The organism is Streptomyces sp. NPDC101225, assembly GCF_044767585.1.
Lineage (GTDB): Bacteria > Actinomycetota > Actinomycetes > Streptomycetales > Streptomycetaceae > Streptomyces.
The window spans coordinates 478,662-501,369 of sequence record NZ_JBIWOE010000001.1; the positions used below are offsets into that span (position 1 = coordinate 478,662).

Genomic DNA, 22,708 nt, shown 5'->3' on the forward strand with positions numbered 1-22,708 from the left:
CACCCCATCGCGAGGCACCGTGAACCACCCCGCCCCCGAGCAGCCCGCCGACGTCGCGGCCCGGCTGCGCCACACCTTCCGCACCGGCCGTACCAAGCCGGTCGCCTGGCGCACCGGACAGCTGCGCCGGCTGCGCGCCATGCTCACCGAGCGCGGCCCCGAGCTGGCCGCGGCCCTCCACGCGGACCTGGGCAAGAGCGCCGCCGAGGCCCGGCGCACCGAGATCGACTTCACGGTCCGCGAGATCGACCACACCCTCGACCACCTCGACGGCTGGCTGCGCCCCGAACCCGTGCCGGTACCGGCCCACCTGGGGGCCGACGCCACCGCCTGGACCCAGTACGACCCGCTCGGCGTCGTCCTCGTCATCGCTCCCTGGAACTATCCGGCGCAGCTCCTGCTCGCCCCGCTGGCCGGCGCGCTCGCCGCGGGCAACGCCGTCGTCGCCAAGCCCAGCGAGCTGGCCCCCGCCACCTCCGCCGCGCTCGCCCGGCTGCTGCCGGCGTATCTCGACACCGACGCCGTCGCCGTCGTCGAGGGCGGCGTCCCGGAGACCACGGCCCTGCTGGCCGAGCGGTTCGACCACATCTTCTACACCGGCAACGGCACCGTCGGCCGTGTCGTCATGCGTGCCGCCGCCGAGCACCTCACCCCGGTCACCCTCGAACTGGGCGGCAAGTCACCGGCGTTCGTCGACCGTGACACCGACCTCGAAGTCGTCGCCGATCGGCTGGTCCGCGGCAAGTTCCTCAACGCGGGGCAGACCTGTGTCGCCCCCGACTACGTCCTGACGGACCCGGAGACGGCCGCCGCCCTCGAACCCGCGCTCACCCGCGCCGTCGAGGACCTGTTCGGCACCGACCCGTCGGCCTGCGGCGAGTACGGCCGGATCGTCAACGAGCGGCACTTCGACCGGCTGTCCGGTCTGCTCGGCTCGGGACGCGTGGTCGTCGGCGGCGGCAGCGACCGTAGGGCGAAGTACATCGCGCCGACCGTCCTGGCGGACGTCGACCCCGACTCACCCGTCATGCGGGAGGAGATCTTCGGCCCGATCCTGCCGATCGTCACCGTGCCCGACCTGGACGCCGCGATCGCGTTCATCGGCGACCGCGACAAGCCTCTCGCGCTCTACGTCTTCTCCGAGTCCGGCCGCACGCGCGCCCGGATCGCCGCCGAGACCTCCTCGGGCGGCCTCGGCAACGGCCTTCCGCTGGCCCATCTCACCGTCTCCGACCTGCCGTTCGGCGGTGTGGGGGAGAGCGGCACGGGCAGCTACCACGGCCGCTGGTCCATCGAGACGTTCAGCCACCGCAAGGCGGTTCTGGACAAGCCGCTGCGCTGAAGCCGCCTCCTTCCCGGTCGCAGTATCAGCTACTGCTTATATAAGCAGTAGCTGATACATTGGGTCGCATGCACGCTTTCGATGTGCTCGGTGATCCGGTGCGCCGGCGGATCCTGGAGCTGCTGGCCGACGGGGAGATGACCTCGGGTGCGGTCTGCGACGTCATAGGCGAGGAGTTCGGGATCTCGCAGCCCGGGGTCTCGCAGCACCTCAAGGTGCTCCGGGAGAACGGATTCGCCACCGTACGCCCCGAAGGGACCCGGCGGCTCTACGCGGTCAACGCCGAGCCGCTGCAGGACATCGACGCCTGGCTCGACCGCTTCCGGCGTTTCTGGACCCCGCACCTGGACGCGCTGGCCACCGAGTTGGCCCGTGGCAGACGCGCACGCCGGCTCGGCGGCGCGGACGACCCCCCGAGGAGGACCCCATGACCGACGTGACCCATGACATCAACGACGTACGCCGGCAGGTCGGCCGCCGCGCCTTCGAGGCGGGCGAGGCGCGCGTCGTGACCGTGAGCAGGTCCTACGACGCCCCGCTCGACGACGTGTGGGACGCGTGCACCAACCCCGAGCGCATCCCGCGCTGGCTGCTGCCGGTGTCGGGCGAGTTGCGGCTGGGCGGGCGCTACCAGCTGGAGGGCAACGCCGGGGGCGTGGTCGAGCGCTGCGACCCGCCCAGGAGCTTCGCCGCGACCTGGGAGTACGGCGGCGAGGTCAGCTGGATCGAACTCCGGCTGGCCGCGGCGGAGGGCGGGACGCGCTTCGAACTGGACCACATCGCCCACGTCGACGACACCAAGTGGGCGGAGTTCGGTCCCGGCGCGGTCGGGGTCGGCTGGGACCTGATGATCAGGGGCCTGTCCCTGCACCTCGGAAGCGACGGCGCCGCCGTCGACCCGAAGGAGTTCATGGCCTGGATGGGGTCCGAGGAGGGCCGCCGGTTCATGACGGACAGCAGTGAAGCCTGGTACGCGGCGAACGTCGCGGGCGGCGAGGACGAGGAGACGGCGCGCGCGTCCGCCGACCGGACCACGGCCGCCTACACGGCGGCGCCCGGCGACGCCGGCTGACACGGCACGGTCCGTGTGCGTCTTTCGGGTCGGGAGGAGCGATTGACTGGTCTACACCCTTGACCGGTACAGACCAGCACGGTTGAGTGTGGCCTCACACCCCCCACCACGGCCGTGCCCCTCGCCGGGTGCGGCCGTGCTCCGCAGGAGGCCGCCGCCTTCCTCGCCGGCGTCGGCCACCAGACCGGCGGCCTGGTGTACGTCGTCGAGCGGGGCGTCGTAGGACCTGCTCACGGTCACGACGCGCGCCTCGCCCGCCTCGAAGGCGCGGCGGCCGACCTGCGGCGGCACGCTCTACTGCTGAGGCCGCTTTCCGCGTCACGGTGTCATGCGCCTGATCACTCCGACCGTACGCGGAAGGGCATCACCATGCGCACCCCCCCCACGTCCTGCTCGCCACGACCGCGGCGCTCGAACAGCCTGAACACGTACGCCTACCCGTAGCGGGCGCGGCGGAGGCCGGGACGTGTGCGAGACTCCGCCGATGACCACCGAAACGATCACCGCGGACGCCGCGGGCACCTGGAACGTCGGCGACTTCACCGTCGGCCGCATCGGCTTCGGGGCGATGCGGCTGACGGGCACCGCCGCCTTCCACCTCGGCACCCCGAGCGACCGGCACCGCTCGATCGCCGTGCTGCGCAGGGCGATCGAGCTCGGCGTGAACCACATCGACACCGCCGCGTTCTACTTCTCGCAGACCCGGTCGGCCAACGAACTCATCAACAGCGCCCTGGCTCCCTACCCGGACGACCTCCTCATCGCCACCAAGGTGGGCCCCTACCGCGACCAGCACGGCGAGTGGGGCACCTCGGCCCGTCCCGACCAGCTGCGCGGGCACGTCGAGGAGAACCTGCGCCAGCTCGGCCGGGACCACCTGGACCTGGTCTATCTGCGCCGCATGCGCCAGGAGTCCGTGGCCGAGCACTTCGGCGCACTGGCCGACCTGCGCGAGGCCGGCCTGGTGCGGCACCTCGGCCTCTCCGACGTCGAACCCCGCCACCTCGCCGAGGCCCGGGCGATCGCTCCCGTGGTGTCCGTGGAGAACCGATACGGACTGGACTCCCGCGCCCCCGCCACCGAGGAACTCCTGCGCGTCTGCGGCGAACAGGGCATCGCCTTCGCCCCGTTCTACGCCGTCGCCGGCCCGCGCGGGCCGCGGGCCGCCACCGGTGACCACGACGAGGCCGTGCGCGCCGTCGCCCGCGCCCACGGCGCGAGCCCCACCCAGGTCCGCATCGCCTGGACCCTCCACCGCGGCCCGCACGTCCTCGCCATCCCGGGCACCGGCAACCCCGACCACCTCGCCGAGAACGTCGCGGCGGGCGCGCTGCGGCTGACGGACGAGGACCTGCGACGCCTGGACGGACTGCACCGGGCGGAGGACTGAGGCCCCTCAGAGGGCGGAGGCCCTTCACAGGGCGGAGGCCCGCCCTCTCACAGGGTGGAGGCTCCTTCACGCGGCGGCGGTCAGAACGGAAGGTCGATGCACCGCCCGTTCTCGGCCGTCCGCAGGCACGGAGCCAGCCCGGCCTCGTCGAAGGCGTGCCGGACGTCGCTCAGGTCCTCGCTGAAATGGGCCCAGCTGTCGCAGTGGGCCGCTACCACGACGGGCGCACGCAGCACGGAGGCGGCCGCACTCGCCCGCTGTGCCGTCAGGGTCAGCGGCCGTCCGCGCTCCTTGGCCTGCACCCGCGCCGCCCCGGCGAACAGGACGGCGACGTCGATCCTCGGTACCCGGCGGGAGATCTCGGCGACGATGCCGACGGAGGCGTTGTCGCCGCTGACGTACACGGTCGGCAGGCCGTCCCCGCTCAGCACGAAACCGGTGACCTCGCAGTTGACGTTGCCGTCCTGGTCGCGGTCCCCGTCGTCCGGCCCGTGCTGGGCCGGCACGGCACACACCTCCAGGACCCCTCCACCGGGACGGTCGATCCGGGTGGTCTCCCACGCCGGGAGCCCGCGCGCCGGACCGCCCAGCCGCTGCGCCGTGACGGGTCCGGTGAGCACCAACGGAGCGTTCAGGGCGAACGACCGGCCGCGGGTGTCGAGGTTGTCGGGGTGGAGGTCGTGGCTGACCAGTACGGCGTCGACGTCCCCGACGTCGGCCTCCGACGCCGCGGGACCGGCGGTCTTCGTCAGGTAGCCGTGGTTCCCGGCGCCGTCGAACGTCGGATCGCACACCAGCCGGAGGCCGCCGACGTCGAGGACCGTGGTGGGCCCTCCGAGCACCGAGACGGCGCAGGGCCGGCGTTCAGGGCTGATCGTGTCGGTCATGACCGCACCTCACGGGTGAGTCGGGGCTGGGGAAGGCGCACGTCGGCGGGCCGTGCCGCTCGTTCCACCGTTCGGCGCGCGCGGCGGGTCCGGAACTGTTCTGCTGGAGGAGGAGCATCTCGCAATCTTTCCGAGAGAAGGCAGATGAGTACCTATCGCGTTGCCCAGGTCGCCGCCGCCGGCGAACCCTTCCAGATCGCCGAGCGTGAAGTACCCCGGCCCGGTCCGCGCCATGTGCGGATCGCCGTGGACGCGTGCGGGATCTGCCACAGCGACACCATCTTCGTGAACGCCCTCGTGCCGGGAGTCCGCTTCCCGGTCGTCCCCGGGCACGAGAACGCCGGCCGGATCGAGGAACTCGGCGACGGCGCGGGAGACATGGGCTGGCAGGTGGGCGACCGGGTGGCCGTCGGCTGGTTCGGCGGCAGCTGCGGCCACTGCAGGCAGTGCCGGCAGGGCGACTTCATCGTCTGCGCCAACCTGAAGGTGCCCGGATGGGCCTACGACGGCGGTTACGCGGAGTCGATGATCGCGCCGGTCGACGCGCTCGCCCGTATCCCCGACGCCCTCTCCGCCTCCGACGCGGGACCCATGGCCTGTGCGGGCGTCACCGTCTTCAACGGGCTGCGGCGCAGTTCCGCCCGGCCCGGCGACCTGGTCGCCGTCCTCGGCCTCGGCGGACTGGGCCACCTGGGCGTGCAGTACGCCGCCGCCATGGGATTCGAGACCGTCGGGATCGCCCGCGGAGCCGACAAGGCGGACTTCGCCAAGCAGCTCGGAGCGCACCACTACGTCGACAGCACGGCCGGCACACCGGTCGCGCAGGCGCTGCAGTCCCTCGGCGGTGCCAAGGTCGTCCTCGCCACCGCCAGCAACTCCGAGGCCATCACCGCCACCGTCGACGGCCTGGCACCCCGCGGCGAGCTGGTGGTCATCGGGGCCGACGCCCAGCCCCTGGGGGTCAACCCCAACCAGCTGCTGATGAGCGGCAGGGTCCTGCGCGGCCACCCGTCGGGCACGGCGCAGGACGTCCAGGACACCATGGCCTTCAGCGCCCTGCACGGCATCCGGCCCATGACGGAGACGGTGCCGCTGGACCAGGTCGACGCGGCCTACCGGAAGATGCTCTCCGGCGCGGCCCGATTCCGGATGGCGCTCACCAACTCCTGACCGCCCTCCGTACGCGGCCGCGTCCCGTCGGCCGCTGACCGCCCTTCCCGAGGCGCCGCCCGGCCCCGTCGCAGGGCTCGTACCGAGCGCACCCCGGTGGGCGCACCCCGGGGGCCGGTCGCGGTCGGTGTACGCGGGCCGACGGCGGTGCTTCGTCGACTGCCGTCCCGCCGATGCGCGCTGTTCGTGCTGTGCGGGCGTCGTGTGCGGGCGCGCCCCGGGAGCCCGGTCGCGGTCGGTGTACGTGGGCCGGTGGCGGTGCTTCGTCGGGTGTCGCCTGGCTGGTTCGTGGTGGGCGTGCGTCGGGGGTGGGGTGCGTCTGGACGGAGGGTGGGAGGGAGCGCGGGTGTCCGCGCGCGGGGTCGGCTCAGGTCAGCCAGGTGCCGTCCTTCATCAGGTGCCGTCCGGCCAGCTCGTGCTGCCCGTGCCACGCCCGCACCGCGCGCGGGCGCACCCGGAAGAAGGCGTACGACGGGCTGTCCCGGCGCGGATCCCAGCCCGTCCTGGCGAGGAACGCCTCGGCCGCCGCGGCCGGCACGTCGGGCAGGGCGTAGGTCTCGACGTCACCGTCGAGGAGCACCACGTCTTGGGTGTCCCCGAGCGCGAGCCGGGCCCGGCGGCTCGCGCTCAGGTTGCGGCCGGTCGGGTTCGTCGTGCGGGTCGCCAGCCACACGGCCTCCTCGTGCCACACGAACCAGAGCGGCACCAGGCACGGCAGCCCGTCCGCGTCGGCCGAGGCGACCCAGACGTCGATCTCCTGGTCCAGCCGCCGCAGGACGTCCTGCCTGCGCCGGCGCGGTTCGCGCGGCGAGATGTCGATCTTCATGCCAGGAACGCTAGCCAGTCACCGCCGGGCCGCGCGTCGGACCAGGGTCCCGCTCCGGCTCGGGCGCGGGTCCTAAGACGTGTTGCGAAAGTCCCGCCCGCTTGCCCGCCCGCCCGCTTGCCCGTCCCGCGAGCGGACGACGTCACGTGCGCGGCACGCCGCAGGTCCGGGTGGCGACTGGCGTCCCGGAGGTTTTACGTATAACCTCTCCCCTCAATCGCTTCTCCCGGAAGGCCCCGATGAGACACGTCGCCCTGGTCACCCTCGTCGTCGACGACTACGACGAGGCGATCGGCTTCTACACCGAAGCCCTCGGCTTCCGGCTGGCCGAGGACACCGCCCGCCCCGACGGCTCCCGCTGGGTCGTCGTCGCGCCCGGTGGCCAGGGCACGGCGCTGCTGCTCGCCCGCGCCAAGGGCGACGAGCAGCGCGCGCGGGTCGGCGACCAGACCGGCGGGCGCGTCGGGTTCTTCCTGCACACCGACGACTTCGCCCGCGACCACGCCCGGATGCTCGCCGCGGGCGTGACCTTCCTGGAGGAGCCGCGCCACGAGCCGTACGGGTCCGTCGCCGTCTTCCAGGACCTGTACGGCAACCGCTGGGACCTGCTCCAGCCGGCCGGCTGACCTGCCGCCCGCCGCGGGCCGGGTTCCTCCGGGCGCTCCGCCCCGGCTCCCTCCCACCGCTTCGAACCACCCCGTCCGACGAAAGACCACACCATGACTGCTACGCGCGTAGACGCCGATGTGCTCCGCCGCCTCCCCAAGGCCGTCCTGCACGACCACCTCGACGGTGGCCTGCGCCCCGCCACCCTGGTGGAGCTCGCGGCCGCGGTCGGCCACACCCTGCCGACGACGGATCCGGACGAGCTGGCCGCCTGGTACGTCGAGGCCGCCGACTCCGGCGACCTGGTGCGCTACATAGGCACCTTCGAGCACACCCTCGCCGTGATGCAGACCCGCGAGGGACTGCTGCGCACCGCCGAGGAGTACGTGCTCGACCTGGCCGCGGACGGCGTGGTGTACGGCGAGGTGCGGTACGCGCCCGAGCTGATGCTCAAGGGCGGCCTCACCCTGCCGGAGGTCGTCGGGACCGTCCAGGAGGGGCTCGCGGCGGGCATGGCGAAGGCGTCGGCCGCGGGCACGCCGGTCCGCGTCGGCACGCTGCTGTGCGGGATGCGGATGTTCGACCGCACACGGGAGACGGCCGACCTGGCCGTCGCCTTCCGTGACGCCGGCGTCGTCGGCTTCGACATCGCCGGCGCCGAGGACGGCTTCCCGCCCGCCGACCACCTGGACGCCTTCCGGCATCTGCGCGACGAGAGCGTGCCGTTCACCATCCACGCCGGCGAGGCGCACGGGCTGCCCAGCATCCACCAGGCCCTTCAGGTCTGCGGTGCCCAGCGCATCGGCCACGGTGTGCGGATCACCGAGGACATCGTCGACGGCAAGCTCGGGCGGCTCGCGGCCTGGGTGCGCGACCGCCGGGTCGCGCTGGAGATGTGCCCGACCTCCAACCTCCAGACGGGGGCGGCGACTTCGATCGCCGGGCACCCGATCACGGAGCTGAAGGACCTCGGCTTCCGGGTCACCCTCAACACCGACAACCGTCTCGTGTCGGGCACCACGATGACCCGTGAGATGTCCCTGCTGGTGGAACAGGCGGGCTGGACCGTGGAGGACCTGCGCACCGTCACGGTGAACGCCGTCAAGAGCGCGTTCCTCCCGTTCGACGAGCGCACGGCGCTCCTGCGGGACGTCGTCCTGCCGGGCTACGCGGCGGTGCTCTGAACCAGTCCGCGGACGTAGGCGGCCTGTCCGACGTGCTGGAGATCGTCGGACAGGACGCTGGTCAGCCGGACGCCCAGGGTGACCGGTGGATCCCAGCGCTCGTCGACGACGCGCTCCAGATCCGCGGCGGCAAGCCCCCGCAGGGCGCCGAGGGTCTGCTCGTGCACGGCGTCGTGGTAGCCGGTCAGCAGGTCGCCGGAGTCGACCCGCACCTTGGCGACCTGGGTGGAGCTGTGCCCGTAGCCGGTGTCCTGGCGCGGCAGGTCGAGGCCGAAGCGCTTCTCCCACTCCTGCGTGAGCCACACCTGGTCCAGCCCGAAGGCGTGGGCGACGTGGTCGTCCTGGACGCGGGTGAGGTGCCAGACCAGCCAGGCGATGGAGTTGGCGTCGTGGGAGGGCCGGGCGTTGAGGACGTCCGGGCCGAGTCCCCCGACGGCGGCGTGGACTTCTTCCTGGATGCGGCCGTACGCGTCGATGAGGATGTCCTTGGCATGCATGCCTCCACCATCGCGCATTACGGCTCCTCGTGCGTGCCCTGTTCCAGAAGGGTCATCAGCGCCCGCGCCGCCGGGCTGGTCGCCTGCGGCGGCGGCAGCAGGGCCACCGTCTCGTAGACCGTCTCCCCGGTGCCCTTCACGGGCAGGGCGGTGAGCGCCTCGCGCTTGTGCCGGAAGTGCCGCGGCACGACCGCGATGCCGAGGTTCTCGTCCACCAGGTCCAGCAGGCTGTGCACGTCGTTGACCTCCAGCGCGACGGTGCGCCGCACGCCCGCCGCGGAGAAGGCCGCGTCCGTGGTGCGGCGCGGTCCCCAGTCGGGATGGAAGTCGACGAACACCTCCCCGCCGAGGTCGTCGGGTGTGACGGCCGCGCCGCCGGTCGCCAGCGGATGGCTGGGGTGGCACAGCACGGTCATCGGCTCGCCGGTCAGCGACACCGAGCGCAGCTGGTCGGTGTCCGCCTGGGTGCGGTAGGCGAAGGCCAGGTCCAGGCGCCCGGCCGCGACCTCCTCGGCCAGTTCGCCCGAGCCCGCCTGCCGCAGTCGTATCTCCACATCCGGGTGGCGCCGGCGGAACGCGGCGAGCAGCCCCGCCACGTGCACGCCCGCGATGCACTGCTCGGTGCCCAGCGAGAGCGTGCCGCGCAGCACGCCCTGCACGGCGGCGACCGCCTCGTGCGCGGAGCGCACCTGCGCCAGGATCCGCTCCGCCTCGCTCAGCAGTGCCCGCCCCGCCTCGGTCAGCGTGACCCGGCGGGTGGTGCGGACGAACAGCGGGGTCTGCAACTCCCGCTCCAGTGCCCGGATCGAGGCCGACAGGCCCGACTGGGACACCATCAGCCGTTCCGCGGCCCGGGTGAAGTGCTGGTCCTCGGCGACCGCGACGAAGTGCTGGAGATGGCGGAGTTCCATGATTGAGAAGCCTAGCCGCTGAGTTCCATCGCATTCTCCTGTTGGACCACTGGCCGCAGGTCGCGACAGAGTGGGTGGCGGGTTCTGGTCGTCCCATGAACCGGCTATTCGTGTGCCCACCCCTCTGGAGTCGCGTTGTACACCGCACACCCCGACCGCTACGCGGACATGCCCTACCGGCGCACCGGACGCAGCGGCCTGAAGCTCCCCGCGATCTCGCTCGGCCTCTGGCACAACTTCGGGCCCGACCGCCCGGTGGAGACCCAGCGGGCGATCCTGCGCCGGGCCTTCGACCTCGGCGTCACCCACTTCGACCTGGCCAACAACTACGGCCCGCCGCCCGGGTCCGCCGAGTCCGCCCTCGGCGAGGCACTCGCGGCGGACTTCGGCGCCCATCGCGACGAGCTGATCATCTCCACCAAGGCCGGCTACCTGATGTGGCCCGGCCCGTACGGCGAGTTCGGCTCCCGCAAGTACCTGCTGTCCTCGCTGGACCAGAGCCTGCGCCGGATGGGCCTGGACCACGTCGACATCTTCTACTCGCACCGCCCGGACCCGGAGACTCCGCTGGAGGAGACGATGGGCGCCCTGCACTCGGCGGTCCAGCAGGGCAAGGCGCTCTACGTGGGCATCTCGAACTACTCGGCCGAGCAGACCCGCGAGGCCGCCCGGATCCTCGGCGACCTCGGCACCCCGCTGCTGATCCACCAGCCGCGCTACTCGATGCTGGACCGCCGCCCCGAGGACGAGGGCCTGCTGGACGCCCTGGACGAGCTCCAGGTCGGCTCCATCGTCTTCTCCCCGCTGGAGCAGGGCCTGCTCACCGCCCGCTACCTGGACGGCATCCCGGAGGGCTCGCGGGCGGCGAGCGACAGCCCGTTCCTGAACTCGGACGCGGTCACCGAGGAGCTCGTGGGACGGCTGCGGTCCCTCGACGAGATCGCCAAGGGCCGCGGCCAGACCCTGGCGCAGCTGGCCCTGGCCTGGGTGCTGCGCGGCGGCCGGGTGACCTCAGCGCTGGTCGGCGCGAGCAGCCCCCGGCAGATCGAGGACAGCGTCGCGGCCGCCCGCAACCTCGACTTCGACGCCGAGGAGCTGGCGCGCATCGACGCGATCGTCCGGCCGTGAACCGCCGTCCGGTCAGGCACTGACCCTCAGGCGCCGATCAGCCGCTCGCTGACGTCCCAGAGGCGGGCCGCCGCCTCCGGGTCCACGGCGTAGGGCAGGACGCCGGGAGTCCCGGCGCCGGCCCGCCAGGCGGCCTCGCCGGCGGGGGGCACCAGCGGGCTGATGTCGCTGTTCTCGCAGTAGACCCCGCCCAGCCCGGCCAGCTGGGGGCTCGTCGCGCACCAGACGCTGGTGGCCGCCCCCTGCGGCACGGTCTTGAGCTGGCGGGACGCATCGCGGACCGGGTGGCCCCCGGCGTCCACGGCACCGGCCGCGCGCAGCGCCCCGGCCGGAAGGTGCCTGGCGAGGCCGGTGTCGACGATGGTGCCCGGGTGCACCGCGAAGGCCCGTACGCCCTCGCCGCGTCCGCGCCGGTCCAGCTCCACGGCGAAGAGCGCGTTGGCCGTCTTCGACTGTCCGTAGGCGACGAACGGCTCGTAGGGCCGGTGCTCGAAGTGCAGATCGTCGAAGTCGACGCCGGCGAAGCGGATGCCCCGCGACGACACGGACACGACACGGGCGCCGTCGGCCGCGACCAGCGCCGGCCACAGGCGCGTCACCAGCTGGAAGTGGCCGAGGTGGTTGGTCGCGAACTGCACCTCGTAGCCGCGCGCGTCCCGGGTCAGGGGCGTCGCCATCACCCCGGCGCTGCCCACCAGGATGTGCAGCGGACGTCCGGAGGCCAGGAACTCCTTCGCGAACGCGTCGATCGAGGCAGGGTCCAGCAGGTCCAGCCGCGCGACCTCGGCCCCGGGCACGTCCCGCAGCGCGGCCCGTGCCCGCTCCGCGTCGCGTGCCGGTACGACGACCTCGGCGCCGGCGGAGCTCAGGACGCGGGCCGTCTCCAGGCCGATGCCGGAGTGGCCGCCGGTCACGATCGCGGTCCTGCCGGTCAGGCCGACGCCCTTGATCACCTCCTCGGCGGTGGCGTCGGCGCCGAATCCGGAGGGCAGGGGCTGCTGTGCGGTGGTCATGTGCGTCACTCCTCTGAACAAGCGGTCCATGCCACCGTAAGGCGCCGTTTCCGTACGACGAATACTTGAGAATCCGCATTACTTGCGTGATAGTTCGAGCATGTCCGCGGATCCGCTCTCCGACGCCCTCGCCGTCTCCGACGCCCGCAGCGTGTTCTCCGGCGGTTTCACGGCCGGCGGCGCGTGGGCGATCCGGCTGTACGGGCGCGACAGGCTCAAGGTCAACGCCGTGGTGCGGGGCGGCTGCCTGCTCGTCCGCGAGGACGGCGGGGACCAGCTGAAGCTCTCCGAGGGCGACGTGGTCGTCTCCGACGGGCGGCAGCCGTACGTGCTGTGCAGCGAGGCCGGCGTCGAGCCGCTGAGCTCCCGCGAGATCGCGGTCGACCCCGTGACGCGGATGGCACGGCTGGGTGAGGGCGAGGACGTCGTCTGCGTCTCCGGGCACATCGACCTCAGCCGGGACAGCGGCGAACTGCTGCGCCGGGCGCTGCCCGAACTGGTCCACGTGGGGGCCGAAGCGGCCGAGGCGCCGGTGCTGCGCTGGCTGACGGGCCGGCTGGCCGACGAGGTGCGCACACGCGGGGCCGGCGGGGAGTTCGCCGCGGACCAGCTCGCGCAGCTGATGTTCGTCCACGTCCTGCGGGTCTGCCTCGCCGAGGCGGACGGGCTGCCGTCCGGCTGGCTGCGCGCCCTGGCCGACGAGCGGCTCGCCCCGGCCCTGCGCCTGATGCACGGCGACCCGGGGCACCCCTGGCAGCTGGCGGAGCTGGCCCGGGCCGCCGCGATGTCCCGCACCACCTTCGCCGTACGGTTCAAGGAGGCGGCCGGGGTGCCGCCGCTGACGTACCTGCTGAACTGGCGCATGAGCCTGGCGGCCCGTGCTCTGCGGCAGGGGACGGTCCCGGTCGCGACGCTCGCCCGCTCCGTCGGCTACACCTCCGAGAGTGCCTTCAGCAACGCCTTCAAGCGGGCGGTCGGCGTCGCGCCCCGGCGCTACCGCGAGGCGGTCAGGGGTTGAGGCGCTCCGTCAGGCGCACGGTCACCGTGTCGCCCGCGTCCTTGCCGACGGCTTTGCGGAGGGCGGCCTTGACCGGCAGCTTGTGCGTGCCGTCGCCCAGCGCCATGAAGGAGCTGCGGAAGGGGTGTCCGTCGATCGTGCCGCGGACCTTGACCAGTCCGCGGGTGCCGAAGAACGCGACGCTCCGCGGCCAGACGAGATAGGTCCAGCCGCCCTCGTCCGGGCTCTTGGTCAGGACGGCCGTGAACTCCACGTCGAGGTGGGCGGTCGTGGTCATGGCGGGCTCCTCCGCTCGCGGTGGCCGGGTAAGGGGAAGACCACCGCGAGCGGCGAAACTCATCGCACGCCTCAGGCGCCGGCGGGCACCCGGTCGAGAAAGCCGAGCACGGTCCGGATGCGGCCGTCCTCGCCGAGGGTGATCACGTCGAAGCCCGCCACGGGCGCCGAGCCGTCCCCGGCGACCAGCTCCCAGGAGAAGCGCGCCGTGTCGTGGTGGCCGTCGACGGCCCCGCCCGGCCGGAAGGTGAAACCGGGGAACTGCTCGTGGGCCGCGGTGATCACGGCCGCGATCTGCTCGTGCCCGGCGACGTCGGCGAGCGGATCGGTGTAGCTGCCGTCGGCGCTCCAGGCGGCGGCCACCGCCTTCTCGAGCTCCTCGGGCCCGGCCGCGTTCCAGGCCTCGAAGTAACGGGCGACGGCGTTCTCGTAACGATCGGTGTTCACGGACATGGCGAATCAGCCTCCATCGAGACGGTCGTTGCTGGTCAGAAGCCGGATACGCGCTCCGGCGACCCGGTAGGGCAACCATGCCCGCGGCGCGGCGCACCGTCGATTACTCCTCGGGTAATGGAGGCGCGCACAGCATTTCGGCCAACTGCCCCTGTGAATATGCCAGGAGAGTGGCCGGAAAGTCGTGGTGACTCTGTTTCAGCAGTGAACATACTCAACAGTCAAGGGACTTCACGGCGAGCGAAGACGCGATCACGCACCGCGCATGATCGCGCGAAAACTGCACATGAGTCGCACCGAAAGCGAGGACGGCCGACAGTCGAACCAGCAACGGGGGAGCGGACGTGCACGACGAGTTCTTATGCCACGTGACGGCGTACGGCACCTGCGGAGGGCAGCGGATCGGTGTGCCGCTCGGGTCCTACCGTGCCCCCACCCTCGCCCTCGCCCTGTGGTGGCTGCGCGACCGCGCGAACTGGATCGCCGACCGCCTCGACCCCCGGCCCGAGGCCGGGCACTTCCCGCCGAGCTCGCTCGTCCCCGTCGCGGGCGGTGTCCCCGGCGTGCCGGCCCTACTGCGGTCGTGGTGCGGCGACGACGTCCAACAGGAGGTAGTGGCCGAACAGTTGGCCGCCGGGCGGCTGGTGCGGATCGCCACGAACGACGACACCACCGAGTACGAACTGCTCGCGGAGTCCGTCGACGCCCTCCGGATGCAGCGCACCATCCCGGCGCTCGTGCTGCCGGTCGGCTGACCGCCGGGGGGTGTCCGCCGCGCCGGGCGCAGACGGGGGCGAATCGGTAGAATCCTCCTCATGGCAGAGCGGCCCGTCGCGCCGACTGCGCCCGAACTCGTCCTGGAGACCGAGGCGGGCTCCACCGTGATGAGCCCGGCCCGCGACTACCACGTCGGGCGCGATCCCCTGAGTGACATCGTCATCGACGACGTCCGGGTCTCGTGGCACCACGCGGTGCTGCGCCCCGACGCCGACCACTGGACCATCGAGGACGAGAACAGCACCAACGGCACGTTCGCCGACGGCCGCCGCATCCACGCCTGGGGCGTGGGCCCCGGCAGCGTGATCCGCTTCGGCAATCCCGCCGACGGCCCCTGCGCCGTGCTGAGCAGCCCTCCGATCGCACCTCCGGAGCGCCCCTCGGCGGTCTCCATGCCCGGCCTGACCGCCACCTACCGCCGGCCCACCACCGTGCGCCCGCTGCCCGCCCGCACCGTCCGCATCGGCCGCGCCGCCGACAACGACCTCGTCATCGACGACCTGATCGTCTCGCGCCGGCACGCCGAACTGCGCGCCCTGCCCGACGGGACGTACGAGATCGCCGACCTGGGCAGCCACAACGGCACGTTCCTCAACGGCTCACCCGTCACCACCGCGCCCGTACGCCCCGGCGACATCGTCGGCATCGGCCACTCGGCGTTCTGCCTCGTCGGCGACCAGCTCCAGGAGTACGTCGACACCGGCGAGGTCTCCCTCGACGTGCAGGACCTCACGGTCGCCGTCGACCGCGGCCGCAAGACCCTGCTCGACCACGTGTCGTTCCCGGTGGGGGAGAAGTGCCTGCTCGCCGTCGTCGGGCCGAGCGGCGCCGGCAAGTCCACCCTGCTGAACGCGCTCACCGGCCAGCGGCCCGCCGACCACGGCACGGTGCTCTACGACGGCCGCGACCTCTACCGCGACTACGCCGAGCTGCGCCAGCGCATCGGCCTCGTCCCGCAGGACGACATCCTGCACGCCCAGCTCACCGTCCGCAGCGCCCTGTCCTACGCCGCCGAACTGCGCTTCCCGCAGGACACCGCCAAGGCCGAGCGCCGGGCCCGGGTCGAGGAAGTCATCCGCGAACTGGGCCTGGAACAGCGGGCCGGCCAGCCGGTGCACAGCCTCTCCGGCGGGCAGCGCAAGCGGGTCAGCGTGGCCCTGGAGCTGCTGACCAAGCCCTCGCTGCTCTTCCTCGACGAGCCGACCTCGGGCCTCGACCCCGGGATGGACCGCTCGGTGATGCACATGCTGCGCGGCCTGGCCGACGACGGCCGTACCGTCGTCGTGGTCACCCACAGTGTCCTGAGCCTCGACGTGTGCGACCGGCTCCTGGTGCTCGCCCCGGGCGGCACCATCGCCTACTACGGCCCGCCCGACGAGGCCCTCGCCTTCTTCGGCTTCGAGCAGTGGCCGGAGGCCTTCGAGTCCTTCGAACGCGACCGCGGCCGCGACTGGGCGGGCGACTTCCGCCACTCGCCCGCCCACCGTCGCTACGTCGCCGACGCCACGGCGCAGCCCCGGGTGCCCGACCCCGGCCCGGTCGCCGTCACCCCGCCGCCCCGCCCGCGCAGCCGTGGCGCCCAACTCGGCACCCTCGTACGCCGCTACACCGCCGCGCTCGGCGCCGACCGCACCTTCCTCGTCATCATGATCGCGCTGCCGTTCGTGATGGGCGCGATGGCCCGCGCCCTGGCCGGCAGCAGACTGACCCAGGCCACCGCGATGAACGCCCTGCTCATCCTGTGCGTCGGCGGAGTCCTGACCGGCGCCGCCAACGCCGTGCGCGAGCTCGTCAAGGAACGCACCATCTACCAGCGCGAACGTGCCGTGGGCCTGTCCAGATCGGCGTACCTGATGTCGAAGGTCGTCGTCCTGGGCACGATCACCGTCCTCCAGGCCGTGGTGCTCACCCTGGTCGCCCTTCTGGGCGTCGACCTCAACGCCCCCGGCGGCGAGGGCGTGTTGATGCCGCCCCTGGCCGAAATCACCGTCGCGGTGGCCCTGCTGGCCTTCACGGCGATGATGCTCGGCCTGCTCGTCTCCGCTCTGGTGCGCAAGGAAGAGGTGACGATGCCGCTGCTCGTGCTGCTGGCCATCGTCCAAGTCGTCTTCTGCGGCGCCCTGCTCAAGCTGCACGGGGTACCGGGTCTGGAGCAGCTGTCGTGGCTGGTGCCCTCGCGCTGGGCGCTCGGCGCGATGGCGGGCACCGTCGGCCTGGCGCGGATCGTGCCGGGCGAGCTGACCGGCGACCCGCTGTTCAAGCACTCGGCCGGGGTGTGGCTGCTGAACATCGCCATGCTGGTGGTGCTCTCGGCGCTCTTCGGCTTCCTGGTCTCCCGGCTGCTGCGCCGGCACGAACCCGTCGTGATGCGGAAGTAGGCCCGGCGATGACGAACCCCGGCTTCCGGCCCACCCACGTCGTCCCCCAGCACGGCATGCCCGCCTGGGAGGCCCCCGACCCCGGCCGCCCCACGGTCCCCCTCGATCCGCTGTTGCCCGTGCAGCTCGCCGAGCGGCGCGGCGACTGGGCGCACGTGGTGTGCTCCAACGGCTGGTCGGCCTGGGTGGACGGCCGCCATCTGGTCGCCGTGCCCCAGGACCCGCCCGCCGCCGGCGGTCCCCAGGCTCGCACCGCCGACCCGCGCCCCCTGCTCGCCCGCACCGAACAGAACCTCGCCCGCTACCGGGCCGCCGTCGAGGAACGCGCACGCGGCGGCCTCGACGGCGAGTCCTTCCGCGGCCGTACGCGAGGACTGCGCGTCGGCATCGTGGTCGACGGTGAGAACGTGTGGCTGTACGACACCGAGCAGGGCCGATGGGTCTACGGCGACGGGACGCGCGTGAGCACCTACGCCACGGACGACGACGCTCCGGGCGCGGCCGCCCCGGCGGAGGGCCACCCTCCCACCCAGGTCGTGACACCCGATGGCCCGTGACGCGAGCGTCTTCGCGGGACGCCCCTCCGACCTGATCGGCCGGCAGGTGGCGGGCTACCGCATCGAGCGGGAGATCGGGCGCGGCGGCATGGCCGTCGTCTACCGCGCCCGGGACCTGCGCCTGGAGCGGACGGTCGCCCTCAAGCTGCTCGCCCCCGAACTCGCCCGCAACGACACCTTCCGGCTCCGCTTCACCCACGAGTCCCGGGCGGCCGCCGCCATCGACCACCCGCACATCGTGCCGGTCTTCGAGGCGGGCGAGACGGACGGAGTGCTGTACATCGCCATGCGCTACGTCGAGGGCAGCGACCTGCGCCATCTCCTCGACCGGCGCGGCCCGCTCGCTCCCGAGGTCGCGCTGCGCATCGCCGCGCAGGTCGCCTCCGCGCTCGACGCGGCGCACGAGCACGGGCTGGTGCACCGGGACGTGAAGCCCGGCAACATCCTGGTCGCCCGCGGCACCGACAGCGAGCACCCCGAGCACGCCTACCTCACGGACTTCGGCCTGACCAAGAAGTCGCTGTCCCTGACCGGATTCACCTCCGTCGGCCAGTTCGTCGGCACCCTCGACTACGTGGCCCCGGAGCAGATCTCCGGGCGGCCCGTCGACGGACGCTGCGACGTCTACGGCTTCGGCTGCGTCGTCTACGAGTCCCTGGCCGGCCGGCCGCCCTTCCGGCGCGACGACGACATGGCCCTGCTCTGGGCCCACCAGTACGACCGGCCGCCCGCGCTGACGGAGTTCCGGCCCGACCTCGCCCCCGAGGCCGACACCGTGTTCGGCAGGGCTCTGGCCAAGAGCCCCGACGAGCGCCACGAGTCCTGCCGCGCCTTCGTCACCGCCCTGCGCACCGCCCTGACGGGCACCCCGCCGAGCGACCACCCCCGCACCGAGGTGGACCTGCGCCTCCCGTCCACGGGCGGAGCGGGGCCCGAGCCGCCACCGCGCTGGGCCGAACCGGTCTTCCGGAGCCGGATCTAGGTGTATCGGCCCGTAGCGTTGTTCACGTGCCGGCCGCTTCGCCGGCCTGGCCCCGCCGCCGTACCGGTCTCGCCAGCAGCGCGCCGAGGAAGCCGGTCACCAGGCCCCACAGCAGGGCGAAGCCCAGCGCGCCCCACACCTGGGGCGTGAGCAACACGTCGCCGGACAGGCCACCGCCCAGGTCGCCGATCCCGAGCAGCGACAGGCCGTAGTGGGCGGAGACCCGGCCCACCAGGCAGATCGTCAGGACGGTCAGCGCGAGGGCGACCGCCATGTGCAGGGCGTGCTGCCAGGCCCGTACGCGGGCGGGGGAGCGGGCCGCCATCGAGAAGGCCGAGGCCAGCAGCAGGACCGCGTCCACCGCCACGAGCCACCACACCCGGCCGTCGTAGCCGGCCAGGGTGTGCACATTGAGCGTGGAGACGTCCTTGGTCCGCAGCACCTCGTCGAGCACGTGCGGCATGGGCAGCCCGAACGGGCCGTCCACCCGGCCGGTCCAGGTGGCGCCGAGGCCGAGCGTGAGCGCGAGCCAGGCCACGTTCGGCAGGCCCAGCAGGATCACCGCGAAGGTCTCCGGGACATGCCCCCGGGTCGCGGCGACGACCAGCGCGATCACCACACCGACGGCCACGAACGCGAGCAGCAGGGCGACCATGGCGTACGCGGCCGGCCGCACCGACTCCTGGAAGCGCAGCAGCCGCCCCGGCAGCGGGGCGGCGGAGGAGACCAGCAGGGCCAGCACCAGCACACCGGCCAGCCACAGGACACCGAACAGCACGGTCAGCGGCACGTCCGTGGTGAACCCCACCTTCGGGGACAGGCCGAAGACGTCGCCGACGTCGCCGAGGACCCCGGAGCCCAGGGACACCGCGAAGGTCTGACGGGCGGCGAAGGCCATGCCGAGCAGCGAGAGCACCCACAGCACCGCGATCCTCGCGGCCCAGCCGGCCAGCTCCGGGACGCCCGCGACCGCCCGGTGCCGCAGCGGGCGCAGGAAGCCCGCCGCGAGGACGAGCGTCCCGGTCAGCGTGACCGACAGCGGCATCACCGTGATCCCGGCCGCGGACTCGGCCAGCGCACCCGCGTTCCCGGACAGTTCGATCGTGCCGCCGACCGCCGTGACCACGGTCGCCGTGACGACCCGGGGGAACGCTCCGTCCGGCAGCCCTCCCGCTCCGGCCGCCAGCAGCCCCAGGGCGGCGATGCCCCACATGGCGATCAGCGCGGCCAGCACGGCGGCGAGGGCCTGCGGCCAGCCATGACGGGCGACGTCCGGGGAGGGGGTTCGCGGGCTCACGCTCGCCACGCTAAGCAGCGCCCGCGCGCCCCGCCCGCCGGGAGGTCCGTCCGCGTCGGCTTGCGGGCGGCAAGGGGCCGCGACACACAATGAGGACAGCACGTAAGAAAGCGTCACATATCTCGGCAAGCGGTACCGAAGCCGTGGCCGCACCGAAGCTGTGTCGGGAGAGAGCTCGTGAGCGTCGAACCGCCGTCCTCCGGCCGCCCCACAGGACCACCGTCCGGCCCGCTCTCGGGTCCGTCCGAACCACCGTCGGGCCCGCCCTCGCAGCCACCGGGCAGCGACGGCGCCGGCCTGCCCTCGCCACCGCCCCGCCGCCCGTGGTGGAGGTCGGCACCCCGTCTCGCCGTACTCGCCACCGTCGTGGTCGCCGCCGTGGTCCTCGCCGTGGTGTTCACCCGCTCCGGCGGCTCCGGGCAGAGCGGGGAGCTCTTCCTCCAGGCCGCGGGCAGGACCGGCCCCGAACCGTTCACGCAGTCCACCGCCGAGAAGAGCTCCGTCCCGCCCGTCCCGGCCTCCCCGGCCACCGGTTCGGCGCCCGCGCACGCGGTGCGCCAGGTCGACGGCGGCGCGCCCGGCCTGTACGGCGGCACCCGCAACATCTCCAGCTGCGACGTCGAGCGGCAGATCAAGGCACTGGGAGCGGATCCGGCCAAGAACAAGGCGTTCGCCTCGGTGGAGGGTCTCGCCCCGGCCGGTGTCCCCGCCTACCTGCGCGCCCTCACCCCCGTCCAGCTGCGCATGGACACCCGCGTCACCAACCACGGCTACCGCAACGGCGCCGCGACCGCCTACCAGGCGGTCCTGCAGGCGGGCACGGCCGTCCTCGTCGACGGCCGCGGTGTACCCCGTGTGCGCTGCGCCTGCGGCAACCCGCTGACCCCGCCGGTCGCCCTGCAGAGCACGCCGAAGCCGACCGGCGACACCTGGCCGTCGTACCGCCCCTCGGACGTGGTCGTGGTCGACCCCGCCCCGCGGATCATCGACATCTTCATCCTCTACGACTCCGAGCACGGCGAGTGGATCGCCCGGCACCGGGGTGACACGGGCCACGACGACCACCGGACCCGGCCGCCCGCGAAGCCCTCCCCGTCGGTGAGCGAGTCCACCCCGACGGCGTCCTCGTCCCCCTCCGCGTGCGGCTCCTCGCCGGGTGCGACCGGTGGCCCGACTCCCTGTCCTGCCACGTCGACCGCCCCCTCCGAGTCCTCCTCGGCCCCGAGTTCCGAGCCGCCGTCCTCCGCGCCCGTGACGAGTCCCGCGGACACGTCGGCAACCTCTCCCGCAGCACCCGCGTCCTGACTCCAGGGGGACACATCGGCCGGAAGGGGGACTGCGGGACGCGCCTCGGGGTACGAGCATGGTGCAGCAGCGTCCGGCCTGGCCGGCTTCCGAGAGAGACATGCATGATCGAGCACGTGGGCGGGGCAGTGATACCGACTGGTTTCGACGTGCCCGTGGAACCGCTACGGCGGGCGGCGCACTACACCGGCGAGCAGGGGTGCATCGCCGAGGCGCGCTCCTTCACCGCGCACTTCGTGGACCAGCTCAGGACCGAGTGGTGCGCCAGGATCGAGGACCGTGCCGTCGAGGAGGTGCTTCTGGTCGTGAGCGAGCTGGTCACCAACGCCGACCGGCACAGCAACGGCCCGTACATCCTCGAACTCGAAGGCACGGACACGTCGGTGAGCGTCTGGGTCTACGACAGCAGCGCGGCGCTTCCGCGCCGTTTCCCGCGTGATCCCGAGCGGGTCGGCCGGCACGGACTGGAGATCGTCCACGCCCTGGCCGACCGGGTCGTCGTGGAACGCGTCCCGGTCGGCAAGCGGGTGTGCGCGGTGATGAGACTCGTCCGCGAGTGACCGCCGAAGGCGGAAGGCGCCGGCGCCACGGCCCCGGCGGTCACGTCCGCGCGTGCCTGCCTCAGGCGCAGCCGAGTTCGCCCAGCATGCCCTCGCGCAGTCGCGCGATGATCCGCTTGATCAGCCGGGACACGTGCATCTGAGAACAGCCGAGATGCTCACCGATCTCCGCCTGCGTGGCCTCCTCCACGAACCGCATGTGGATGATCTCCCGGTCCCGTTCGCCGAGTTCCGCCATGAGCGGGGCGAGCGTCTGGAAGTCCTCGACGAGCCGCAGCCCGTCCTCCTCCACGCCGATGAAGTCGGCCAGCACCGCCTCGCCGCTCTCCGGCCCGTCGCCGGTGAGCGCGGCGTCCAGCGAGGAGGAGTTGTAGCCGTTGGAGGCGATCTGCGCCTCGACGACCTCGTTCTCCGCGATGTTCATCAAGGTGGCGAGCTCCGCGACCGTGGGGTCGCGGTCCAGTCGGCTGGCCAGTTCCTCGCGCGCCTTGGCCAGCTCGACCCGCAGCTCCTGCAGACGGCGCGGCACGTGCACGGCCCAGGTGGTGTCACGGAAGAAGCGCTTGATCTCGCCGACGATGTACGGCAGCGCGAACGAGGTGAACTCGACCTCGCGGGACAGCTCGAACCGGTCGATCGCCTTGATCAGGCCGATCATCCCGGTCTGGACGATGTCCTCCATGTCGTCGCCGCGCCCCCGGAAGCGTCCGGCGGCGAACCGCACCAGCGACATGTTCATCTCGATCAGCGTGTTGCGCGCGTACTGGTACTCGTGCGTGCCCTCTTCGAGTTCCGTCAGGCGCTGGAAGAACTGCCGGGACAGCGCCCGCGCGTCACGCGGCGCCACCGCCCTCGGCTCCTCGATACCCGGCAGTGGCCCATCACCCGTGCTGGTCCCGGCGGCCCCCAGGGTCGCCTGTGCGTCCGACCGTTCCACGGCGGTGTCCATTACCTCTCCCACGAAGTCACGGATCGACGTATGTGTACATCGATGTCTGTCCGGTCTGCATCGGCCTCTACGTGGGAGCGGTTACCCGGCAATCGCCGGAGCATGCCCTCCGGGCACCAGGAGGGGCCCG

25 protein-coding genes are annotated in these 22,708 nt (G+C 72.8%); 15 read left to right on the plus strand and 10 right to left on the minus strand.

Annotated features, from left to right (window positions below):
- Window positions 1-19 precede the first annotated feature (19 nt).
- The 3 genes from ACIRPX_RS02225 (at window position 20) to ACIRPX_RS02235 (ending at window position 2,414) form a co-directional block, all read left to right on the plus strand.
- Window positions 20-1,342, plus strand: a complete 1,323-nt coding sequence (locus ACIRPX_RS02225) for an aldehyde dehydrogenase family protein (protein ID WP_404187369.1) — start codon at window positions 20-22, stop codon at window positions 1,340-1,342.
- Window positions 1,343-1,410: 68 nt separating this feature from the next.
- Window positions 1,411-1,773 (plus strand): ArsR/SmtB family transcription factor, encoded by a 363-nt coding sequence (locus ACIRPX_RS02230; RefSeq protein ID WP_404187370.1) that lies wholly within the window; start codon window positions 1,411-1,413, stop codon window positions 1,771-1,773.
- Window positions 1,770-2,414 carry an SRPBCC family protein gene (locus ACIRPX_RS02235; protein ID WP_404187371.1) on the plus strand — a complete coding sequence of 215 codons (645 nt, stop codon included), beginning with the start codon at window positions 1,770-1,772 and terminating at the stop codon, window positions 2,412-2,414. The genes ACIRPX_RS02230 and ACIRPX_RS02235 overlap by 4 nt, the downstream gene beginning before the upstream one ends.
- A gap of 51 nt (window positions 2,415-2,465) precedes the next feature.
- On the opposite strand, the gene ACIRPX_RS02240 is transcribed toward ACIRPX_RS02235, so the two are convergent.
- Window positions 2,466-2,705, minus strand: coding sequence for a hypothetical protein (locus ACIRPX_RS02240; protein ID WP_404187372.1), 240 nt, complete (start codon window positions 2,703-2,705; stop codon window positions 2,466-2,468).
- Window positions 2,706-2,898: 193 nt separating this feature from the next.
- On the opposite strand from ACIRPX_RS02240, the gene ACIRPX_RS02245 reads away from it, so the two are divergent.
- The gene (locus ACIRPX_RS02245; RefSeq protein ID WP_404187373.1) at window positions 2,899-3,804 is read left to right on the plus strand and encodes an aldo/keto reductase; all 906 of its coding nucleotides are present in this window, start codon (window positions 2,899-2,901) and stop codon (window positions 3,802-3,804) included.
- Window positions 3,805-3,884: 80 nt separating this feature from the next.
- Here ACIRPX_RS02245 and ACIRPX_RS02250 read toward each other — a convergent pair whose 3' ends face one another.
- Window positions 3,885-4,691: an MBL fold metallo-hydrolase gene (locus ACIRPX_RS02250; RefSeq protein WP_404187374.1), complete on the minus strand. Its 807-nt coding sequence runs from the start codon at window positions 4,689-4,691 to the stop codon at window positions 3,885-3,887.
- 144 nt (window positions 4,692-4,835) lie between these two features.
- Between ACIRPX_RS02250 and ACIRPX_RS02255 the strand changes: the two genes are divergently transcribed.
- Complete coding sequence (locus ACIRPX_RS02255; RefSeq protein WP_404187375.1) at window positions 4,836-5,861, plus strand: alcohol dehydrogenase; 1,026 nt, start codon at window positions 4,836-4,838, stop codon at window positions 5,859-5,861.
- A gap of 367 nt (window positions 5,862-6,228) precedes the next feature.
- Here ACIRPX_RS02255 and ACIRPX_RS02260 read toward each other — a convergent pair whose 3' ends face one another.
- Window positions 6,229-6,687 (minus strand): pyridoxamine 5'-phosphate oxidase family protein, encoded by a 459-nt coding sequence (locus ACIRPX_RS02260; RefSeq protein WP_404187376.1) that lies wholly within the window; start codon window positions 6,685-6,687, stop codon window positions 6,229-6,231.
- Between the two features lie 239 nt (window positions 6,688-6,926).
- Here ACIRPX_RS02260 and ACIRPX_RS02265 point away from each other — a divergent pair, with 239 nt between their 5' ends.
- On the plus strand, window positions 6,927-7,313 hold the full coding sequence (locus tag ACIRPX_RS02265; protein ID WP_404187377.1) for a VOC family protein: 387 nt from the start codon (window positions 6,927-6,929) through the stop codon (window positions 7,311-7,313).
- 93 nt (window positions 7,314-7,406) lie between these two features.
- Window positions 7,407-8,477 (plus strand): adenosine deaminase, encoded by a 1,071-nt coding sequence (locus ACIRPX_RS02270; RefSeq protein ID WP_404187378.1) that lies wholly within the window; start codon window positions 7,407-7,409, stop codon window positions 8,475-8,477.
- Here ACIRPX_RS02270 and ACIRPX_RS02275 read toward each other — a convergent pair.
- Both ACIRPX_RS02275 and ACIRPX_RS02280 read right to left on the minus strand, forming a co-directional pair.
- The gene (locus tag ACIRPX_RS02275; protein WP_404187498.1) at window positions 8,459-8,974 is read right to left on the minus strand and encodes a DinB family protein; all 516 of its coding nucleotides are present in this window, start codon (window positions 8,972-8,974) and stop codon (window positions 8,459-8,461) included. The two genes, ACIRPX_RS02270 and ACIRPX_RS02275, sit on opposite strands and share 19 nt — an antisense overlap.
- Window positions 8,975-8,991: 17 nt before the next feature.
- A complete protein-coding gene (locus tag ACIRPX_RS02280; RefSeq protein WP_404187379.1) occupies window positions 8,992-9,885 on the minus strand; it encodes a LysR substrate-binding domain-containing protein in 894 nt (297 codons plus the stop codon).
- A 135-nt stretch (window positions 9,886-10,020) separates the two neighbouring features.
- Between ACIRPX_RS02280 and mgrA the strand changes: the two genes are divergently transcribed.
- Window positions 10,021-11,013: an L-glyceraldehyde 3-phosphate reductase gene (mgrA, locus tag ACIRPX_RS02285; RefSeq protein ID WP_404187380.1), complete on the plus strand. Its 993-nt coding sequence runs from the start codon at window positions 10,021-10,023 to the stop codon at window positions 11,011-11,013.
- 26 nt (window positions 11,014-11,039) lie between these two features.
- Here the strand turns inward: mgrA and ACIRPX_RS02290 are convergent, their stop codons facing one another.
- Window positions 11,040-12,026 (minus strand): oxidoreductase, encoded by a 987-nt coding sequence (locus tag ACIRPX_RS02290; protein ID WP_404187381.1) that lies wholly within the window; start codon window positions 12,024-12,026, stop codon window positions 11,040-11,042.
- Window positions 12,027-12,126: 100 nt separating this feature from the next.
- On the opposite strand from ACIRPX_RS02290, the gene ACIRPX_RS02295 reads away from it, so the two are divergent.
- Window positions 12,127-13,044, plus strand: a complete 918-nt coding sequence (locus ACIRPX_RS02295) for an AraC family transcriptional regulator (protein WP_404187382.1) — start codon at window positions 12,127-12,129, stop codon at window positions 13,042-13,044.
- Here ACIRPX_RS02295 and ACIRPX_RS02300 read toward each other — a convergent pair.
- Window positions 13,034-13,321, minus strand: coding sequence for a DUF1905 domain-containing protein (locus tag ACIRPX_RS02300; RefSeq protein ID WP_404187383.1), 288 nt, complete (start codon window positions 13,319-13,321; stop codon window positions 13,034-13,036). The two genes, ACIRPX_RS02295 and ACIRPX_RS02300, sit on opposite strands and share 11 nt — an antisense overlap.
- 71 nt (window positions 13,322-13,392) lie before the next feature.
- Entirely contained in the window at window positions 13,393-13,773 is a 381-nt protein-coding gene (locus tag ACIRPX_RS02305) for a nuclear transport factor 2 family protein (RefSeq protein WP_404187384.1), read from the minus strand.
- A gap of 344 nt (window positions 13,774-14,117) precedes the next feature.
- Between ACIRPX_RS02305 and ACIRPX_RS02310 the strand changes: the two genes are divergently transcribed.
- From ACIRPX_RS02310 to ACIRPX_RS02325, 4 genes are read left to right on the plus strand one after another with little or no spacing between them, the layout of a single operon-like run.
- Window positions 14,118-14,528 carry a hypothetical protein gene (locus tag ACIRPX_RS02310; RefSeq protein WP_404187385.1) on the plus strand — a complete coding sequence of 137 codons (411 nt, stop codon included), beginning with the start codon at window positions 14,118-14,120 and terminating at the stop codon, window positions 14,526-14,528.
- Between the two features lie 60 nt (window positions 14,529-14,588).
- Window positions 14,589-16,928 carry an FHA domain-containing protein gene (locus ACIRPX_RS02315; protein WP_404187386.1) on the plus strand — a complete coding sequence of 780 codons (2,340 nt, stop codon included), beginning with the start codon at window positions 14,589-14,591 and terminating at the stop codon, window positions 16,926-16,928.
- A gap of 8 nt (window positions 16,929-16,936) precedes the next feature.
- On the plus strand, window positions 16,937-17,485 hold the full coding sequence (locus ACIRPX_RS02320; protein WP_404187387.1) for a hypothetical protein: 549 nt from the start codon (window positions 16,937-16,939) through the stop codon (window positions 17,483-17,485).
- Window positions 17,475-18,467: a serine/threonine-protein kinase gene (locus ACIRPX_RS02325; RefSeq protein ID WP_404187388.1), complete on the plus strand. Its 993-nt coding sequence runs from the start codon at window positions 17,475-17,477 to the stop codon at window positions 18,465-18,467. Before ACIRPX_RS02320 ends, ACIRPX_RS02325 begins: the two co-directional genes overlap by 11 nt.
- A 22-nt stretch (window positions 18,468-18,489) precedes the next feature.
- On the opposite strand, the gene ACIRPX_RS02330 is transcribed toward ACIRPX_RS02325, so the two are convergent.
- Window positions 18,490-19,764, minus strand: coding sequence for a streptophobe family protein (locus ACIRPX_RS02330; RefSeq protein WP_404187389.1), 1,275 nt, complete (start codon window positions 19,762-19,764; stop codon window positions 18,490-18,492).
- A gap of 177 nt (window positions 19,765-19,941) precedes the next feature.
- Here ACIRPX_RS02330 and ACIRPX_RS02335 point away from each other — a divergent pair, with 177 nt between their 5' ends.
- A complete protein-coding gene (locus ACIRPX_RS02335; protein WP_404187390.1) occupies window positions 19,942-21,069 on the plus strand; it encodes a DUF6777 domain-containing protein in 1,128 nt (375 codons plus the stop codon).
- A 104-nt stretch (window positions 21,070-21,173) separates the two neighbouring features.
- Window positions 21,174-21,629: an ATP-binding protein gene (locus tag ACIRPX_RS02340; RefSeq protein ID WP_404187391.1), complete on the plus strand. Its 456-nt coding sequence runs from the start codon at window positions 21,174-21,176 to the stop codon at window positions 21,627-21,629.
- Between the two features lie 61 nt (window positions 21,630-21,690).
- Here ACIRPX_RS02340 and ACIRPX_RS02345 read toward each other — a convergent pair whose 3' ends face one another.
- A complete protein-coding gene (locus ACIRPX_RS02345; protein WP_404187392.1) occupies window positions 21,691-22,578 on the minus strand; it encodes an RNA polymerase sigma factor SigF in 888 nt (295 codons plus the stop codon).
- Window positions 22,579-22,708 lie beyond the last annotated feature (130 nt).

Bases quoted from the DNA above. Each gene is read 5' to 3' on its own strand.
- ACIRPX_RS02230 (WP_404187370.1), top strand. From the start codon at position 1,411: ATGCACGCTTTCGATGTGCTCGGTGATCCGGTGCGCCGGCGGATCCTG.
- ACIRPX_RS02235 (WP_404187371.1), top strand. From the start codon at position 1,770: ATGACCGACGTGACCCATGACATCAACGACGTACGCCGGCAGGTCGGC.
- ACIRPX_RS02245 (WP_404187373.1), top strand. From the start codon at position 2,899: ATGACCACCGAAACGATCACCGCGGACGCCGCGGGCACCTGGAACGTC.
- ACIRPX_RS02250 (WP_404187374.1), bottom strand. From the start codon at position 4,691: ATGACCGACACGATCAGCCCTGAACGCCGGCCCTGCGCCGTCTCGGTG.
- ACIRPX_RS02255 (WP_404187375.1), top strand. From the start codon at position 4,836: ATGAGTACCTATCGCGTTGCCCAGGTCGCCGCCGCCGGCGAACCCTTC.
- ACIRPX_RS02260 (WP_404187376.1), bottom strand. From the start codon at position 6,687: ATGAAGATCGACATCTCGCCGCGCGAACCGCGCCGGCGCAGGCAGGAC.
- ACIRPX_RS02265 (WP_404187377.1), top strand. From the start codon at position 6,927: ATGAGACACGTCGCCCTGGTCACCCTCGTCGTCGACGACTACGACGAG.
- ACIRPX_RS02270 (WP_404187378.1), top strand. From the start codon at position 7,407: ATGACTGCTACGCGCGTAGACGCCGATGTGCTCCGCCGCCTCCCCAAG.
- ACIRPX_RS02275 (WP_404187498.1), bottom strand. From the start codon at position 8,974: ATGCATGCCAAGGACATCCTCATCGACGCGTACGGCCGCATCCAGGAA.
- ACIRPX_RS02280 (WP_404187379.1), bottom strand. From the start codon at position 9,885: ATGGAACTCCGCCATCTCCAGCACTTCGTCGCGGTCGCCGAGGACCAG.
- ACIRPX_RS02290 (WP_404187381.1), bottom strand. From the start codon at position 12,026: ATGACCACCGCACAGCAGCCCCTGCCCTCCGGATTCGGCGCCGACGCC.
- ACIRPX_RS02295 (WP_404187382.1), top strand. From the start codon at position 12,127: ATGTCCGCGGATCCGCTCTCCGACGCCCTCGCCGTCTCCGACGCCCGC.
- ACIRPX_RS02300 (WP_404187383.1), bottom strand. From the start codon at position 13,321: ATGACCACGACCGCCCACCTCGACGTGGAGTTCACGGCCGTCCTGACC.
- ACIRPX_RS02305 (WP_404187384.1), bottom strand. From the start codon at position 13,773: ATGTCCGTGAACACCGATCGTTACGAGAACGCCGTCGCCCGTTACTTC.
- ACIRPX_RS02315 (WP_404187386.1), top strand. From the start codon at position 14,589: ATGGCAGAGCGGCCCGTCGCGCCGACTGCGCCCGAACTCGTCCTGGAG.
- ACIRPX_RS02320 (WP_404187387.1), top strand. From the start codon at position 16,937: ATGACGAACCCCGGCTTCCGGCCCACCCACGTCGTCCCCCAGCACGGC.
- ACIRPX_RS02325 (WP_404187388.1), top strand. From the start codon at position 17,475: ATGGCCCGTGACGCGAGCGTCTTCGCGGGACGCCCCTCCGACCTGATC.
- ACIRPX_RS02340 (WP_404187391.1), top strand. From the start codon at position 21,174: ATGATCGAGCACGTGGGCGGGGCAGTGATACCGACTGGTTTCGACGTG.
- ACIRPX_RS02345 (WP_404187392.1), bottom strand. From the start codon at position 22,578: ATGGACACCGCCGTGGAACGGTCGGACGCACAGGCGACCCTGGGGGCC.